The sequence below is a fragment of the Amycolatopsis ponsaeliensis genome (assembly GCF_030182635.1).
Lineage (GTDB): Bacteria > Actinomycetota > Actinomycetes > Mycobacteriales > Pseudonocardiaceae > Amycolatopsis > Amycolatopsis ponsaeliensis.
In genome coordinates, this window is the sequence record NZ_JAPZLD010000007.1 from 20,060 (window position 1) to 35,089 (window position 15,030).

15 protein-coding genes are annotated in these 15,030 nt (G+C 72.3%); 10 read left to right on the plus strand and 5 right to left on the minus strand.

All coding sequences use genetic code 11. From position 1 onward, the window contains the following. Window positions 1–1,518, plus strand: coding sequence for a T6SS phospholipase effector Tle1-like catalytic domain-containing protein (locus QQ657_RS12380; RefSeq protein WP_284742231.1), 1,518 nt, complete (start codon window positions 1–3; stop codon window positions 1,516–1,518). A gap of 19 nt (window positions 1,519–1,537) precedes the next feature. Here the strand turns inward: QQ657_RS12380 and QQ657_RS12385 are convergent, their stop codons facing one another. After that, on the minus strand, window positions 1,538–2,314 hold the full coding sequence (locus QQ657_RS12385) for an NmrA family NAD(P)-binding protein (RefSeq protein WP_284742232.1): 777 nt from the start codon (window positions 2,312–2,314) through the stop codon (window positions 1,538–1,540). Window positions 2,315–2,395: 81 nt separating this feature from the next. On the opposite strand from QQ657_RS12385, the gene QQ657_RS12390 reads away from it, so the two are divergent. Continuing rightward, window positions 2,396–3,328 carry an AraC family transcriptional regulator gene (locus QQ657_RS12390; protein ID WP_284742233.1) on the plus strand — a complete coding sequence of 311 codons (933 nt, stop codon included), beginning with the start codon at window positions 2,396–2,398 and terminating at the stop codon, window positions 3,326–3,328. Here the strand turns inward: QQ657_RS12390 and QQ657_RS12395 are convergent. Beyond that, the gene (locus QQ657_RS12395) at window positions 3,318–5,330 is read right to left on the minus strand and encodes a phosphocholine-specific phospholipase C (protein ID WP_284742234.1); all 2,013 of its coding nucleotides are present in this window, start codon (window positions 5,328–5,330) and stop codon (window positions 3,318–3,320) included. The genes QQ657_RS12390 and QQ657_RS12395 overlap by 11 nt on opposite strands. A 165-nt stretch (window positions 5,331–5,495) precedes the next feature. Between QQ657_RS12395 and QQ657_RS12400 the strand changes: the two genes are divergently transcribed. Both QQ657_RS12400 and QQ657_RS12405 read left to right on the plus strand, forming a co-directional pair. Continuing rightward, window positions 5,496–6,026, plus strand: a complete 531-nt coding sequence (locus tag QQ657_RS12400) for a MarR family winged helix-turn-helix transcriptional regulator (protein WP_284742235.1) — start codon at window positions 5,496–5,498, stop codon at window positions 6,024–6,026. Continuing rightward, window positions 6,023–6,385, plus strand: a complete 363-nt coding sequence (locus tag QQ657_RS12405) for a nuclear transport factor 2-like protein (RefSeq protein ID WP_284742236.1) — start codon at window positions 6,023–6,025, stop codon at window positions 6,383–6,385. The genes QQ657_RS12400 and QQ657_RS12405 overlap by 4 nt, the downstream gene beginning before the upstream one ends. A gap of 9 nt (window positions 6,386–6,394) precedes the next feature. Here the strand turns inward: QQ657_RS12405 and QQ657_RS12410 are convergent, their stop codons facing one another. Beyond that, window positions 6,395–7,480: a helix-turn-helix domain-containing protein gene (locus tag QQ657_RS12410; RefSeq protein ID WP_284742237.1), complete on the minus strand. Its 1,086-nt coding sequence runs from the start codon at window positions 7,478–7,480 to the stop codon at window positions 6,395–6,397. Window positions 7,481–7,579: 99 nt separating this feature from the next. Between QQ657_RS12410 and QQ657_RS12415 the strand changes: the two genes are divergently transcribed. After that, entirely contained in the window at window positions 7,580–8,803 is a 1,224-nt protein-coding gene (locus QQ657_RS12415; protein WP_284742238.1) for an MFS transporter, read from the plus strand. A gap of 6 nt (window positions 8,804–8,809) precedes the next feature. Further along, the gene (locus QQ657_RS12420) at window positions 8,810–9,358 is read left to right on the plus strand and encodes a GNAT family N-acetyltransferase (RefSeq protein WP_284742239.1); all 549 of its coding nucleotides are present in this window, start codon (window positions 8,810–8,812) and stop codon (window positions 9,356–9,358) included. Window positions 9,359–9,484: 126 nt separating this feature from the next. Here QQ657_RS12420 and QQ657_RS12425 read toward each other — a convergent pair whose 3' ends face one another. After that, the gene (locus QQ657_RS12425) at window positions 9,485–10,252 is read right to left on the minus strand and encodes an AraC family transcriptional regulator (protein WP_284742240.1); all 768 of its coding nucleotides are present in this window, start codon (window positions 10,250–10,252) and stop codon (window positions 9,485–9,487) included. Window positions 10,253–10,361: 109 nt separating this feature from the next. Between QQ657_RS12425 and QQ657_RS12430 the strand changes: the two genes are divergently transcribed. From QQ657_RS12430 to QQ657_RS12445, 4 genes are read left to right on the plus strand one after another with little or no spacing between them, the layout of a single operon-like run. Next, on the plus strand, window positions 10,362–11,291 hold the full coding sequence (locus QQ657_RS12430) for an NADP-dependent oxidoreductase (protein WP_284742241.1): 930 nt from the start codon (window positions 10,362–10,364) through the stop codon (window positions 11,289–11,291). Between the two features lie 23 nt (window positions 11,292–11,314). Next, a complete protein-coding gene (locus QQ657_RS12435; protein WP_284742242.1) occupies window positions 11,315–12,196 on the plus strand; it encodes an aminoglycoside phosphotransferase family protein in 882 nt (293 codons plus the stop codon). A 39-nt stretch (window positions 12,197–12,235) separates the two neighbouring features. Beyond that, window positions 12,236–12,928: a TetR/AcrR family transcriptional regulator gene (locus QQ657_RS12440; RefSeq protein ID WP_284742243.1), complete on the plus strand. Its 693-nt coding sequence runs from the start codon at window positions 12,236–12,238 to the stop codon at window positions 12,926–12,928. Beyond that, window positions 12,925–14,400 carry a glycosyltransferase family 39 protein gene (locus QQ657_RS12445; RefSeq protein ID WP_284742244.1) on the plus strand — a complete coding sequence of 492 codons (1,476 nt, stop codon included), beginning with the start codon at window positions 12,925–12,927 and terminating at the stop codon, window positions 14,398–14,400. The genes QQ657_RS12440 and QQ657_RS12445 overlap by 4 nt, the downstream gene beginning before the upstream one ends. 184 nt (window positions 14,401–14,584) lie before the next feature. On the opposite strand, the gene QQ657_RS12450 is transcribed toward QQ657_RS12445, so the two are convergent. After that, window positions 14,585–14,881: a hypothetical protein gene (locus QQ657_RS12450; RefSeq protein ID WP_284742245.1), complete on the minus strand. Its 297-nt coding sequence runs from the start codon at window positions 14,879–14,881 to the stop codon at window positions 14,585–14,587. Between the last annotated feature and the right edge of the window lie 149 nt (window positions 14,882–15,030).

Below are 15,030 nucleotides of genomic sequence, written 5' to 3' on the forward strand. Positions count from 1 at the left end.
ATGACCGAGCCGAAAGCCACCCGGCGGCACCTGGTGGTCTGCTGCGACGGCACCTGGAACACGCCCGACCAGGAGCAACAGGGCCGGCCCACGCCGACCAACGTCGCGCGGATCCACCACGCCGTGGCGAACCTCGACAGCCAGCCGCGGTACTACCACCCGGGTGTCGGCACCGGGCCGGGGCTGCTCGACCACCTCGAAGGCGGGCTCGTCGGCAAGGGGCTCTCGGAGAACATCAAGAGCGCCTACGGCTGGCTCGCGCGCACCTACTCCCCCGGCGACGCGATCCACCTCTTCGGGTTCAGCCGCGGGGCGTTCACCGTGCGCAGCCTCTGCGGCATGATCCGCCGGTGCGGCCTGCCCGCGGACCTCAAGACCGCCGGGTCCACCGAGTTCTGGGCCGAGGTCGACCGGCTCTTCACCACCGGCTACCGGGCCGGGGCCGGCGAGGCGGCCGACCCGGTCCCGATCGAGTTCCTCGGCGTCTGGGACACCGTCGGCTCGCTGGGCATCCCGGACTGGCTCGGCCCGCTGAAGCTCGTCGAAGACCACGTCGGGCACCTCCCCCGCTTCCACGACACGAAGCTGGGCGACCACGTCAAACACGCCCGCCAGGCCCTCGCCATCGACGAGATGCGCGGCCCGTTCATGCCGACCCTGTGGTCGAACCTGCAGGAGGTCGACGGCGGCCGCACGGCCGCGCAGGTCTGGTTCCCCGGCGACCACTGCGATGTCGGCGGCGGCCACGACAGCAGCGGCCTGTCCGACGCCGCCCTGCAGTGGATGATCGACGAGTGCCGCGCGGTCGTGCCGGACCTCGTCTTCGACGACGGGATGTACAAGCAGATCACCCCGGACGCCCAGGGCGTGCTGCACAACTCGCTCCACAGCGTGTACACGGTCTTGTGCCCGGCACCGCGCGCCTTCCCGTTCATCGCCGCCGGTTCCGCCGGCGTCGCGCCGTCCGCGGTGGACCGGCAGGCGACGCCGCCGATCACCACGGGCCCCTACCGCGAAGGGCGCCGCCTCGAAGCCGGCAAGTCGGCCACGGTCGACGTCTACGCCGGGAAGCCGTGGAACTGGACCGGGATCTACCTCGACCCCGGCGAGTACGAGTTCGCCGCCGAGGGCACCTGGCTGAACGGGAAGATCGCGCACCACCCCGACGGCACCGAGGCCCACGCCCGGCTGGACTTCCAGGACGTGCTGCACGCGCTGGCCACGACGTCGGCCTGGCTCCAGGCCCAGCTCGCCCGGCTCAACGACGCCCACGCCCGTCCGTTCGGCGGCCGCCGCTGCGAAGCCGCGAAGTGGATGGCGCTGACCGGCGCGGTGGCGGCCCCGAACCTCGACGCCCACGACGTGCAGCAGCCGTACGAGGCGTTCCCGATCGGCGGCCGGCTGGAGAAGTGGGTCAACCGGAAGCCGGGGTACTTCTACGCGTTCGCCAACGACAGCTGGCTCGGGTATTCGGGCAACCGCGGCTCGGTGCGGCTGACGATCAAGCGGCTCGCCTGACCGCACCGGCGCGGGGCGGTCAGGTCCAGGTGGTCCCGGCGACGAAGTCCTCGAACGAGCGCGGCGGCCGGCCGAGGGCTCGCTCGACGCCGTCCCCGAGGTCGGCGCCCCGGCCGTCGCGCAGGTCCGTCAGCAAGCCCGTGAGCAGCCGGGCCACGGGAAGCGGGACGCCGTAAGCGGTCTGCCGCTCGACGAACGCCTCGGGGTCGACGTCCTCGTGCTCGATCTCCCGCCCGGCGGCCCGGGCGATCAGGGCGACCGCCTCCCCGAAGCTCACGGCCCGCGGCCCGGTCAGCTCGTAGACCTCGCCGTCGTGGCGGTCGCCGGTCAGCGCCGCCGCGGCGACCTCGGCGATGTCCTCGGCGTCGATGAAGGGCACGCGTCCCTCCCCGGTCGGCAGGGTCAGGACGCCGTCGCGGATCCCCTGCGCCCACGGGCCTTCGCTGAAGTTCTGCGCGAACCAGTTCGGGTGCAGGATGGTCCAGCCGACGCCGGACTCGCGGACGGCCCGCTCGGCGGAGTACAGCGGATGGCCCTCCTCGCCCGCGCGCGGCGCGGACAGCAGCACCAGCCGTCGCGCGCCCGCCGCGACCGCTTCGGCGACGAACCGCGGCAGGCGCGGCTCGGCCTGCAGGTCGGGTTCCACGAGGTAGACGGCCGTGACGCCGTCCAGTGCCCAGCTTGAGGGGTCGCCGAGGTCGAAACCGGTGCCGCGCGAAGCGATCCGGGCCTGGTCGACGTGCTGTGCGACGCGGCGGCCGGTCTTGCCGGTGCCGCCGAGGATGAGGGTGGTCATGCCGTCAAGGCAACCGCGGATGCGCGAGACGATCCATGGGAGAAAGTCGATGGTTCCTTTGTGATCGTCTAGGGTCGGGGAATGGACGTGCTCAGCGACCTGCTGCACCGGGCCCACGCCACGGACGCGCTGGTCCGGCAGCTGATCCAGCGGCCGCCGTGGTCGATGACCTTCGCGGACGCCCCGCCCCTCACCCTGGTCGCGACGCTCGGCGGGCACGCCTTCGTCAGCCTCGGCACCGGGCCGCCGGTTCGCCTGGCCGCCGGCGACATCGCTCTGGTCTCCACGAAGAGCTACACGATCGCCGACGACCCGGGCACCGCACCGCAGGTCGTGATCCGCGGCGCGAAGAAGTACCCGATCACCGGCACGGGCGACCCGAACCCCCGGGCTCCCCGCACGTACGGCGACGGAACGCCCGGCGCCACGACGATGCTGCGCGGCGCCTACGAACTCCACGGCGTCGTCGCCGAGCGGCTGCTGGCGATGCTCCCGCCGCTGGCCGTCGTGCCCGCCGGGCCGCGGACGCGGGCGGCCCTCGACCTGCTCGCCGCCGAGGTCGCCCGCGACGAACCGGGCCAGGACGCGGTCTTGCGCCGCCTGCTGGACCTCGTGCTCGTCCTCGCTCTGCGGGCCTGGTGCGCCGCGACGGAAACGCCGCCGGCCTGGTACCGGGCGCTGGGCGACGCCGGCGTCGGGGAAGCCCTGCGCCTGCTGCACGCCGAGCCTGCCCACCGGTGGACCGTCGCGGCGTTGGCCGCCCGGGCCGGGCTGTCCCGGGCCGCGTTCGCCGCGCGCTTCGCCCGCCTCGTCGGCGAGCCGCCGCTGACCTACCTCACCGGCTGGCGGATGACGCTCGCCGCGGATCTGTTGCGCACCACCGAAGACACCGTCGCCGCGGTGGCCAAGGCGGTCGGCTACGAAGACCCGTTCGCCTTCAGCGTGGCCTTCAAACGCCACCGCGGCGCCAGCCCGTCGGACTGGCGCCGCGGTGGCGCGGACGTCACTTCGTGAGCGTCGCCGGGTCGCTCGTGCTCGGGCGGCCGGTCTCCCCGTGCCCTGCCAGGCGGCGCAGGAACTTCGGGTCGCGGTCCGACGACACCGACACGTCGTACCAGTTGTTGCTGTGCCTGGTATCCACGTGCTCGACGACCCGCGCGCCCGGGCGCAGCTGGTGCGTCGACGAGCAGCGGCCGTACGCGTCCGACACCGTCAGCCGCACCGTCGTGGTGCCGCTGTTGGTCAGGACCAGCGCGAGCTCCCCGCCTTCCTGGCGGACGCTCACCTCCGGCCCGGCGGCACCGCCGCGGAACTGCCGCACGAACCCGTTGGGCCCGTAAACCGTGTAGTCGTAAGCCCCGGAGGCAGGCAACGCCGCCGGCAATGCGGCCCCGGCCCCGGCCGTGTAGGTCCGCGGCTCGCCGGACGGCGTCACGACGTAGAACGTCGCGCCCGCGCGGCCGTGGTTGGCGAACGTGACCGTCAGGGTTCCGCCGGCCAGCCGGGCGTCGGCCGCCAGGTCGTACGGCAGCGCCCTCGCCGGCCGCAGCCCGCGTTCCTGCTTCGGGAGCACGTTGTGCGCCGGGACCGCGGGCACGTAGTCCGGGTGCCGCACGCGGTCCGGCGGCTCGTAGCCCGCCGTGTCCGGCAGCGCGGGCACCCGGACGTCGGTGCGGGCGAAGTCGAACGCCGACGTCAGGTCGCCGCACACCGAGCGCCGCCACGCCGTGATGTTCGGTTCCCGCACCCCGAAGCGGCGTTCGATGAACCGGATGATCGACGTGTGGTCGAACGTCTCCGAGCACACGTAGCCGCCCTTGCTCCACGGCGACACCACGAGCATCGGCACGCGCTGGCCGAGCCCGTACGGGCCGGCCGGGTTCGACGGCGACCCCGCGAAGATCTCGCCGGTCGTGTCCACAGTGGACTGTCCGGCCGCGGCGTACGGCGGGACGACGTGGTCGAAGAAGCCGTCGTTCTCGTCGTAGGTGATGAGCAGCGCGGTCTTGCTCCACACGTCCGGGTTCGCCGTCAGCGCGTCGAGCACCTGCGCGATGTACCAGGCGCCGTAGTTCACCGGCCAGTTCGGGTGCTCGCAGAACGCCTCGGGCGCCGTGATCCACGAGACCTGCGGCAGCTTCCCGGCCTTGACGTCGGCGCGCAGCCGGTCGAAGTAGCCGTCACCGGCCTTCGCGTTCGTACCGGTGCGCGCCTTCTCGTACAGCGCGTCACCCGGCTTCGCGTTGCGGTAGGAGTTGAAGTACAGCAACGAGTTGTCGCCGTAGTTGCCGCGGTAGGCGTCGTCGATCCAGCCCCAGCCGCCGGCGGCGTCGAGGCCGTCCCCGACGTCCTGGTAGATCTTCCAGGACACCCCGGCCCGCTCCAGCCGCTCCGGGTAGGTCGTCCAGGAGTAGCCCTTCTCGTCGTTGCCGAGGACCGGCCCGCCGCCGGTGCCGTCGTTGCCCGTGTACCCGGTCCACATGTAGTAGCGGTTCGGGTCGGTCGAGCCCATGAACGAGCAGTGGTAGGCGTCGCAGATCGTGAACGCGTCGGCCAGCGCGTAGTGGAACGGGATGTCCTCGCGGGTCAGGTACGCCATCGTGGTCGAGCCCTTCGCGGGCACCCACTTGTCGTACTTGCCGCCGTTCCACGCCGCGTGCGTGTCGTTCCAGCCGTGCGGCAGGTCCTGGATGAACTGCAGGCCCAGGTTGTCCGCTTCGGGACGGAAGGGCAGGATGTCGCGCTTGCCGTCGGACTGCGCCCAGACGGACTTGCCGGAGGCCAGCGTCGCCGGGCGCGGGTCGCCGAAGCCCCGAACGCCGCGGAGCGTGCCGAAGTAGTGGTCGAACGACCGGTTCTCCTGCATGAGGACCACGATGTGCTCGATGTCCTTCAAGGACCCCGTGCGCCGGTGAGCGGGGATTTCGGCGGCGCGGGCGATGCTGGTGGAGAGCGCGGAAAGGGCGGCGGTGCCGCCGGCCAGCTGCAGGAAACGCCGTCGGTTGACGTCCGTCATGAGGACTCCGGGGGTGTCGTGGTGGAGAGCCGGGTCAGTATGTGCGGGACTTCGAGAACCTGTGCCGGGCCCGAGGCTAACGCCGGGCGAAACCCTGGTAAACGCCTGCGGACGGACATGATCTTGACACGAATACGGAAGTACGTACTAATGTAGTACTTCACTATGAACGACGTATTCGCTCGCGACCCGGACGACCTGCTCTACTCCCCCGACACCCGCGGCGCGCTGGCCGGGTTCACCCGCGGCGAGGACACCGGCGTGCTCGAAGCCGCCGCGGCGGTGCGCGTGGCCGCGCGGAGCCTGGACCAGCTGCGGGCCCACGGCACCGACAGCCGCGGCCTCAGCCCGGGCGCCCTCGACATCCTCATCCGGCTGAGCACGGCGGAAGCGAACATCAAGGACCTCGCCGCGTCCGCCGGGGTCAGCTCGCGCAACGTCACCGGCCTGGTCGACACCCTCGAGCGCGCCGGGCACGCGGTGCGCGTCCCCGACCCGCGCGACCGGCGATCGGTGCTCGTCCGGATCACCGACGACGGCCGGACGTGGCTCGAGGAGTTCCGCCGTCCGTCACAGCTGGCCATGGCCGCGCTCTTCCGCGGCTTCACCGCCGCCGAAACGACCCAGCTGCGCCACCTATGCCTGCGTCTCGCCGAGAACCAGCAGCACCTCTCCCGCTACCTGGAGGACCGATGACCACCCGTGAGACTGTCCAGGCCTATTCCCGAGCCCGCTTCGCCGGCGACGTGCCTGCCGCGGCCGCCCAGCTCGCCGGCACGTTCACCTTCCGCAGCCCGATGATCAGCTCCGACGACGCCCGCGGCCACCTCGCCGGCCTCGGCGGGTTCGTCAGCGTGGTCACCGGCGTCGACATGCTGAGCGAGCTCTACGGCGAATCGGAGGCCACCCTGGTGTACGACGTGCACACGGCGACCCCGGTCGGCACCCAGCGCACGGCCGAGCACTTCCGGTTGCGGGACGGGAAGATCGAAGCCATCACGTTGATCTTCGACGCCACGCCGTGGCACCCGGTCATGGCGGCGGCCGGGCAGTAACCGCCCGGATCAGCGCAGGACGGCCGCCAGCAGGTCGGACCCCAACGCCGTCAGGTCGGGCAGGTTGACGGTGTAGCGGACGTACCGGCCCTGCCGCCGGGTCGTGAGCAGGCCCGCGCGGCGCAGGACGGCGAGGTGGCGGGACACCTCCGGGGGCGAAAGCGCCCAGGCGTGCGCCAGCTCGCCGGTGGTGTGCGGGCCGCGGGCCAGGGTGCGCAGCAGCCGCAGCCGGACCGGGTGCGCCAGCGCCTCCAGCCGCAGCGTGACCGTCTCCAGCGACACCGGCTCCGGCACACTCGCCTCGGCGACGGGGTACTGCACCACCGGCTGCCACCCGGGCGCGTGGACCGCCACCAGGTGCGGGCGGCCGAAGACGCTGGGGAGGAAGGTGACCCCGGTGCCGTGAGCGGTGGTCGCGTTGTCCTGCAGCTTGTCCACGACGATGCAGGCGCCGTCGGGCGCCAGGGCCACGGCGCCGGAGACCGACGCGAGTGCCGCCCCGAGGCCCTGGCGCTTCAGCAGGTCGTCCTTGAGGCGCAGGTCGGTGGCGAGCTGCCCGGCGACGCCCGTCCAAGCGGCGTCGAAGAAGGCCTCGGCGCACTGTTCGAGGGTGTCCCGCACCCGCGCCCGCACAGCGGCGGGATCCGCGAGCAGCCGTTCCGCGAAGGCCTCCTGGAGCGCGCCGCGGGCCTGGGCGAGGTCCAGGGCCCGCTCACGCGCCGTCGCGTCGGCGAGCGGTGACGGTGTGCCGAAGTGGACCCGGTTGCTGCCGCACGTGGTGATGAGCGCGGCGGTCACATAGGTCTCGTCGTCGATCCGGTCCACGTCGTCCAGTTCCTCGGCCAGCGTCGGCCGGGGACGAGCGGGGACCAGGAAGTCGGCTCGCGAGGAACGCCAGAGGAACTCCGCCTCCCGGAGCCGCTCGGCCAGCTCCGGCCGCAGCCCGGCCCAGACGTCCGCGGCCCAGCCGGCGAGCTGCGGGTGATGCCCGGGTTCGGCCAGCACGTGCAGCATCGCGGTCAGCTCGGCCAGCGGCGAAACCGCGAACCGCAGCCGCCCGGCCGGCAGGCCGCCGATGTCGATCCTCAACGTCACGCCCCCATCATCGCTGGTCGGACGGCCGAGGACCGCGTCGATTGACGGTGTCCGTCAATCGACGTGGCAAGCCGGGCGGCCGCCCGCACCGTGGACGCCATGGCAACCCCCACCAAGATCCGGCCCCGCGTCCTCGTCCGGGCGTCCGGCGGCCCCCGCTACGCCGTCGCGCTGGTCGTGGACGCGCTCGGCACCGGGATGCTGCGGCCCTTCCTGCTCCTCTACGGGGTGACGGTGCTGCGGCTGTCCGCGTCGGTCACCGGCATCGCCATGACGGTCGGCGTCGTCGTGGGGCTGGTGTGCATGCCCGCGGTGGGCCGGTGGCTGGACCGGGGCGCGCGCAGCACGGTCGTGGCGGCGTCGATGCTCGTCCGGGTCCTGGGCGTGGTGCTCCTGCTGGCCGCCCCGGCGGAGCACGTCGGGCTGTTCACGACGGCGTCGCTCTTCCTCGGCATCGGCAACCAGGCGTGGCCGGCGGCCCACGCGGCCTTGGTGGCCACGGTCGCCCACGGGCGCGAACGCGACGCCGCGCTCGCGGGCGGCCGCGCGCTGCGCAACGCCGGCCTGGGCGTGGGTGCGCTCATCGCCACCGCATGCCTGGCGGGCGGCACCACCGCGTTACAGGTGCTGGCGGCCGTCACCGGGCTCGCCTACCTCACCGCGGCGGCCTTGGCGTGGTCGGTCCACGTGCACGCGCAGCCGGCCGCCGCCCCGGCCGCGGTCGACGAGCCCGCACCCCGGATGCGCGCGCTGCTGGCCGCCAACGTGATCTACGTCTTCTGCCTCAACGTCCCCGAGATCGCGGTGCCGCTGGTCCTGGTGACGCAGATGCACGCGTCCCCGGTGTGGTCGGCGGCGATCTTCGTGGCGAACACGGTGCTGGTGGTCACCCTGCAGGTGCCGGTCACCGTCCTGCTGTCCCGCTTCGCCCGCCGGACCGTGCTGGCGCTCGGCGGCGTGGTGCTCGCGGCGTCCTACCTCGGCTTCCTCGCGGCCACGTCGCTGGGAGCCGGCTGGGGTCCCCCGGCCGTCGCCGCGGTGTCGGTGGTCTGCACGATCGGCGAGATCATCTACGCGGGCAGCGCCACGGCGCTCGTCACAGCCCTCGCCCCGACCCCGGTCCTGGGGCGCGCCCTGGCCCGCTTCCAGCTCTCCACGGGCTTCGGCCTCGCCGTTTCCCCGGCGGTCATCACGGCTCTCGCCGCTCACGGCTCGGCTGCTCTCTGGGGCAGCCTCACCGCCGCGACGCTGGTGTCCGCCTCCGCCGTCGCCACCGAGAAGAATCAAGGAACTCAGGCGAGTCACCTCGACAGCGCAGAATGAACGACCGTGACGATCATCCTGTCCGTACCGCAGACCGAGTCCGAAGCCGCCTTACGGCTGCGGCCATGGCGGCCGGACGACCTGCCGGCGCTGGTCGCGGCGCATCGCGATCCGGCGCTGCGCCGCTGGCTGGCCACCTCCTTGGCCGGCGGAGCCGATGCCCGGCGGTGGCTGGACGCACAGGCCGCGGGCTGGGACTCCGCGACACGGTTCAGTTTCGCGGTGGTGGCCGATGACGACGACTACGCACCCTTCGGCCACGTGGTGGTGAAGGTGGGGACAGCTGGTGTCGCCGAGGTCGGCTACTGGACGGCGGCCCAGGTCCGGGGGCGCGGCATCGCCGCGCGTGCCCTGGAGACCGCGTCGCGGTGGGCACTTCACACGCAGCACCTCGTCCGGTTGACCCGCCTCGACTTGCTGCACGCGGAGGACAACCCGGCCTCCTGCCGGGTGGCGGAGAACTGCGGCTACGTCCTGTACGACCTGCTACCGGCCGCACCGCCGGCCTTCCCCGGCAGCGGGCACCGGCACGTGCGCACGCCGCCGGGAACCTGATGCACCCCGGCGGTGCCTACGGTGCCTCGGGTCCGGGCTGACCAGCTCTTGCGGGCGTCGCCGTCGAGCCCGTGCACGAAGACGACGTCGAGCACTGAGTTCTCAGACCAACCCGCCGCACTGCCGCTAGCCGCGCGCCGCGGCTCGGTAGCGTCCGGGAGTCTGCCCGACGAGATCGGTGAACGCGTCGATGAAGCTGCTCGGGTTCGCCCAGCCCAGCCGCATCGCCGTGTCGGTGACCGAGGTGCCCGCGCAGAGTTCGAGCACGGCCCGCTGGATGCGCAGCAGCGTGCGCCACTGGTGAAAGCTCATCGACAGTTCGCTGCCGAACAGGCGGCTGAGGGTTCGTTCGCTCGAACCGGTGCGGCGGCCCAGCTCGGCCAGCGTCGCCGGGCCGGCCGGGTCGGCGTGCAGCAGGTCGGTGACGGCCTTGAGGCGAGCGTCGCCCGGCTCCGGGAGGCGCAGTGGTTCCTGTTCGGACCGGGCGAGTTCCGAGAGGACGACGTCGAGCAGCAGACGGCCGCGAGGGCTGTCGTCCGGTTCGCGGTCGTCGAGCAGCGCCAGGTAGGCCTCGCGCATCAGCGCGCTGGCGACGAACACCGACGGCTCGGGTGGCAGGTGCCCGGCCAGTGCCGCCGGAACGCGGAGCAGCCGGATGTGGGTCTCGCCGTGCGAACGGCTGCTGTGCACGGAGAACGGGGGCACCCAGGTGATGCGGTTCGCCGGCGCCACCCAGGTCCCGACGTCGGTCGTGGTGACCAGTGCCCCCGAGGCGGCGTACCTGAGCTGACCGAAGTCGTGGAAGTGCGCGGCGACGTCCTCGCCGTGGGCCAGGGGCTCGCAGACCGCCGAATCGCCGGTCGAGAAGACCGGCTCGTGGGCAAGTTCGGTCATGCCCTGCACCCTAGCCCGCGTTCACGAGTCCCCGGGTGTGGCGGGTTATCGGGATTTCCTGGCGCGACAACGGTGGTACGGGCGCGTCGCGGCGATCATCGTCGGTGTCATGCGAATCATCACCCAGCACACGTTCGGGGGCCCCGAGGTCCTCACCATCGTGGACGCGCCCGAGCCCCGCGCCCTGCCGGCCGAGGTCCTCGTCCGCGTCGAGGCGATCGGGCTGAACCCCCTGGAACCGCGCCTGCGCGCGGGCGAATTCCCGTTGCTCGGCCCGCCGCCGTTCGTCCTCGGCTGGGACATCAGCGGCGTCGTCGAGGAGGCGCCACAGACATGGCGGTTCCGGCCCGGCGACGAGGTGTTCGGGATGCCGCTGTTCCCACGGGCGGCGAGCGCGTACGCCGAGGTCGTGGCGGCGCCTGCCTTGCACCTGGCGCACAAGCCGGCTTCGCTCTCGCACGTCGAGGCGTCGGCGTTGCCGGTCGTCGGGCTGACGGCGTGGCAGGGCCTGGTCGACCTCGGCGGCGTGACCGAGGGCGACCGCGTCCTGATCCACGGCGGCGGTGGCGGAGTCGGCCACGTCGCGATCCAGCTCGCGAAAGCGCTGGGCGCGCACGTGATCACGACCGCGGGCGGGAGCAAGCGGGAGTTCGTCGAGGGGTTCGGCGCCGACGAGGTGATCGACTACACGGCGGCCGACTTCACCGAGACGGTCCGCGACATCGACGTCGTGCTCGACACCATCGGCGGTGACACCGTCGAGAGGTCGCTCGGGGTGCTCCGCCCGGGAGGCCATCTGGTGACGGCGGTCGCCGAGGAGGACACTGAGCTCGCGGCCAAGTTCGAGGCCGCGGGCATGCGCTTCAGCGGCATCGCGGTCGACCCCGATCCGGTCGCGCTGCGCGGTCTCGTCGACCTTGTCGACCAGGGCAAGCTGCGGGTCCACGTGCAGGAGACGTTCCCGTTCGACCGCATCGCCGACGCACACCGCCTGATCGAGCGCGGCCACCTGCGGGGCAAGGTCGTCCTCACCGTCTGAGGCTCTCGCGAGAGACTGCCGGGATGGACATCGAAGAAGCCGGCGCGCCGGTGGTGGATCGTTTCGGGCCCGGAGCCGTGAAGTGGCTCGCGGAAGTCCCGGCCCTCGCCGCGCGGCTGGCGTCGGAATGGGGATTCGGGCTCGGTGAGCTGTTCGCGAGCGGGGCGTCCTCCGTCGTCATGCGCTGCCGCTGGCGAGACGGAACGCCGGCGGTGCTCAAGCTCAGTCCGGACCGGGCACTGCTGACCGCGCAGGCGGAGATGCTGCGCGTGTTCGCGCCTTCGGGCCGGGTACCGGCCGTGCTTGCCGCCGACGCGGAAGCGGGGGCGATGGCGCTGGAGGAGATCCGGCCCGGCACCGAGGCCGGGGACCTGTCACCGGAGTCGTTGCCGCACCGGTGGGGAGAGTTGCTCGCCGCCCTGCACGCCGTGCCCCAGCCCGCGCACTGGCCGCGTGACCTGCGCGGCCGGTGCGACGAGGCCTTCGCCCGCATCGGCCGGAGACTGTCCGAACCGGCCATCGGCGCGCGGATCGACCGGCGCACGTGGCAGCGGGCGATCCGGCGCTACGAGGCGTTGCTGGACACCCAGGCCGGGATCGTGTTGCTGCACGGCGATCTGCACCTCGGCAACGCCCTCGACGGCGGTCCGTCCCGGGGTCTGGTCGCGATCGATCCGAAGGCGTGCTGGGGTGATCCGTGCTTCGACGCGGTCGACTACGTGGTGTCCGGTGCCGGGCACGAGGGTGTCGAGGCCCGGTGCCGGCTGGTGGCGACCGCATCCGGGCTCGACGGGGACAGGTTGTACGCCTGGAGCCGGGTGATCGCGCCGATGTTCGCCGTCGCACACCTCGGAAATGGCCGTTCGGGGCCGGCGGTCGACGAACTGCTCGCCCTGACCCGATGATACTTGACTGACTGAGTCAGTTAGGAAATAGTCGCACCCATGGCAGGACGAGTGGCCACGCGGTCGCTGGCGGACATCGCCGCGGCGGCCGCGCAGGTGTTCACCCAGCGCGGTTACCGCGAAACCGGCATCTCCGACGTGTCGAAAGCGCTCGGCCTCAGCCACGGCGCGCTCTACACCTACGTCCAGAGCAAGGAAGCGCTGCTCTACGTCGCCCTGGCCTGGGCGATCGGGCCGGAGCTGCTGGACGGCCTCGACACCCCGGTGCGCCTGTCGTCCGAGGACGAGATCGTCGCGCTCGCTCGGCGGTGGACCGAGGCCGAGGGGTTTCCGAAGCTGGCCGCCGCGACGGCCCGGCGGCAGGTGCGCTCGGTCCGCGAGGAGTTCGGCGAGATCGTCGACGAGCTCTACGCTTTCATCGAAGGCAACCGGGACGTCCTCGCGCTCGTCGCGCAGTGCGCCCGCGAACTGCCCGAAATGTTCCAGTTCTGGTTCGTGCAGCGCCGCCGGGGTCATTTCGACGCGCTGAGCGGCTATCTGCGCAAGCGCATCCGGTCCGGGCACCTCCGGGACGTGCCCGATGTGCCCACGGCCGCCCGCTTCATCGCCGAAACCGTGGCCTGGTTCGCCTGGCACCGGCTGGGCGACCCCGATTCCGCGATGCTGACCGACGACCAGTGCCGGGCGACCGTCCACCACCTCCTGACCAGCGCCTTCCTGGAGGACTCGTGAGTGACACCGGCGCACTGGTCACGACCGTGGATCCCGCCCGGCAGCCGAAGCTGGCCTGGCGACCGGTGGTGGCCATCGCCGCCGTGGCGGTCGTGGTGCACCTCGTGGTGGCCACCCGGTACGGCTGGCACCGCGACGAGTTCTACTACGTGATCACCGGCCGGCACCCGGCCTGGGGCTACGTCGACCAGCCGCCGCTGACCCCGCTGCTCGCGCGGTGGGCCGCCGCGCTGCCCGGCGGTGTGCTGCCGCTGCGGGTGCTCGCGATCGCCTGCCAGGCCGGCTGCGTCCTGCTCGGCGCCAAGCTGGCCGCCGAGTTCGGGGGCGGCGCACGGGCCCAGGCGATCGCCGCCGGCGCGACCGCGGCGAGCGTGGCGTTCGTCGCGGCGTCGGTGCTGTTCGGCACGACCGTGACCGATCAGCTGATCTGGGCCGCGATGTTCGTCGCCGTCGCCCGGGCGCTGCGGTTGCGCACCACCGCGGCGTGGTCGGCGGCCGGGCTGATCGGGGGCATCGGCCTGGAGAACAAGGACACGGTGGCCGTGCTGCTGCTGGGCGTGGCGATCGGCCTGCTGGTGTGGCACCGGGACGCGCTGCGCACGCCCGGCCCGTGGCTCGCCGGTGCCGTGGCCTGCCTGCTGGCCGTCCCGAACGTGGTGTGGGACGCGCGGCACGGCTGGCCGAACCTGGCGATGGCGCAGGTACTCGGCGACCGGACCGGCGGGCCGCTCGGCGCGCTGGCGCAGTTGCCCCTGCTGCCGCTGCTGGCGGGCCCGCCGCTGGTCGTGCTGTGCGTGCTCGGGGTCCGCCGGCTCGGCCGGGAACCCCGCCACCGGTGGGCGTTGGTGGTCGTCGCGACGGCGATCGTCGTGTTCACCGCCGGGGGCGGCAAGCCGTACTACCCGGCACCCGCGCTGATCGCGCTGTTCGCGGCCGGCGCGGTGCGCGCGGAGGCAACCACCCGGACGCGGCTCCGCTGGCCGGCCGTCATCGTCGTGTCCGGACTGATCGCGATCCTGATCGGGTACCCGATCCTGCCGCCCCGGGCCGAGAACTCGGTGCGGGTGCTCAACCCGACGGTCATGGAGACCGTCGGCTGGCCCGAATTCGTCGACCAGGTCAAGACCGCGGCGGCCGGATTGCCCGCCGGCACCCCGATTCTCACCAGCAACTACGGCGAAGCCGGCGCGCTCACGATCCTCGACGGGCCGGCCAATCCGGTCTTCAGCGGCCAGAACGCGTACAGCGACTGGGGGCCACCGGCCGGCACCCCGGACACCGTGCTGTGCGTCGGCGAGTTCAAACTCCCTTACTTGCAGCGATTCTGGTCGGACGTGCGCCGCCTCGAGCCGATCACGATGCCGAATGGTGTCGCGAACCAGGAGACCGACCAGCACGCCGCGATCTACGAGTGCCGGCAACCGCACGGCACCTGGGCTCAGCTCTGGCCGTCCCTGAAGCACTACGACTGATCGTCGGAGTCGCAGACGTACTGCAGATCAGGCCGTCCACGCCGGCAGGACTCAGTGCTCACGCACCCGGCTCGGGGTTCGGGCCGGACAATCGCCGACATACGGTGCGCCCGACCGGCGAGCGAGGCAAGCGTGCACGGAGGTGTTCACGAACCGGCACACCTGCTGCCACAGCCTCGACGTACTATTTGGCCTCGCGCGCTGCTAGATCGGGCGCGGAAGTCCGTACAAGTCGGAGCGCCTCGAGACGCTGATCGGAATCGATCAACCCAGCGATCCGAGACCGCAACGGATCATCACGTTCGATCCCCCGAACCCGCTCGAGGTACTCCTCGATCCACTCACCGTTCTCGACATCAGCGGTCGCATGGACCTCGTGCAGGCTGCCGTCCACTCCATCGACCAGGAACGACCCGCGGCCCACCGCCGCGTCCGTGATTTCGCGGGTGAGCAGGTAGCGCTCGCTTTGGCTGCTGATCACCCAACCCAGCCGGTGCGGCCGACGTCCGTGACCACCATCGTCGAGCCGCCCTGCGCCGACCATCCGGCCAGATGCCGCTCCACGACCTTGACGGCCCACCCCTTCGAAACCACGGCGACAGGCTATGGGAGTCACCCATCGGACGGGAC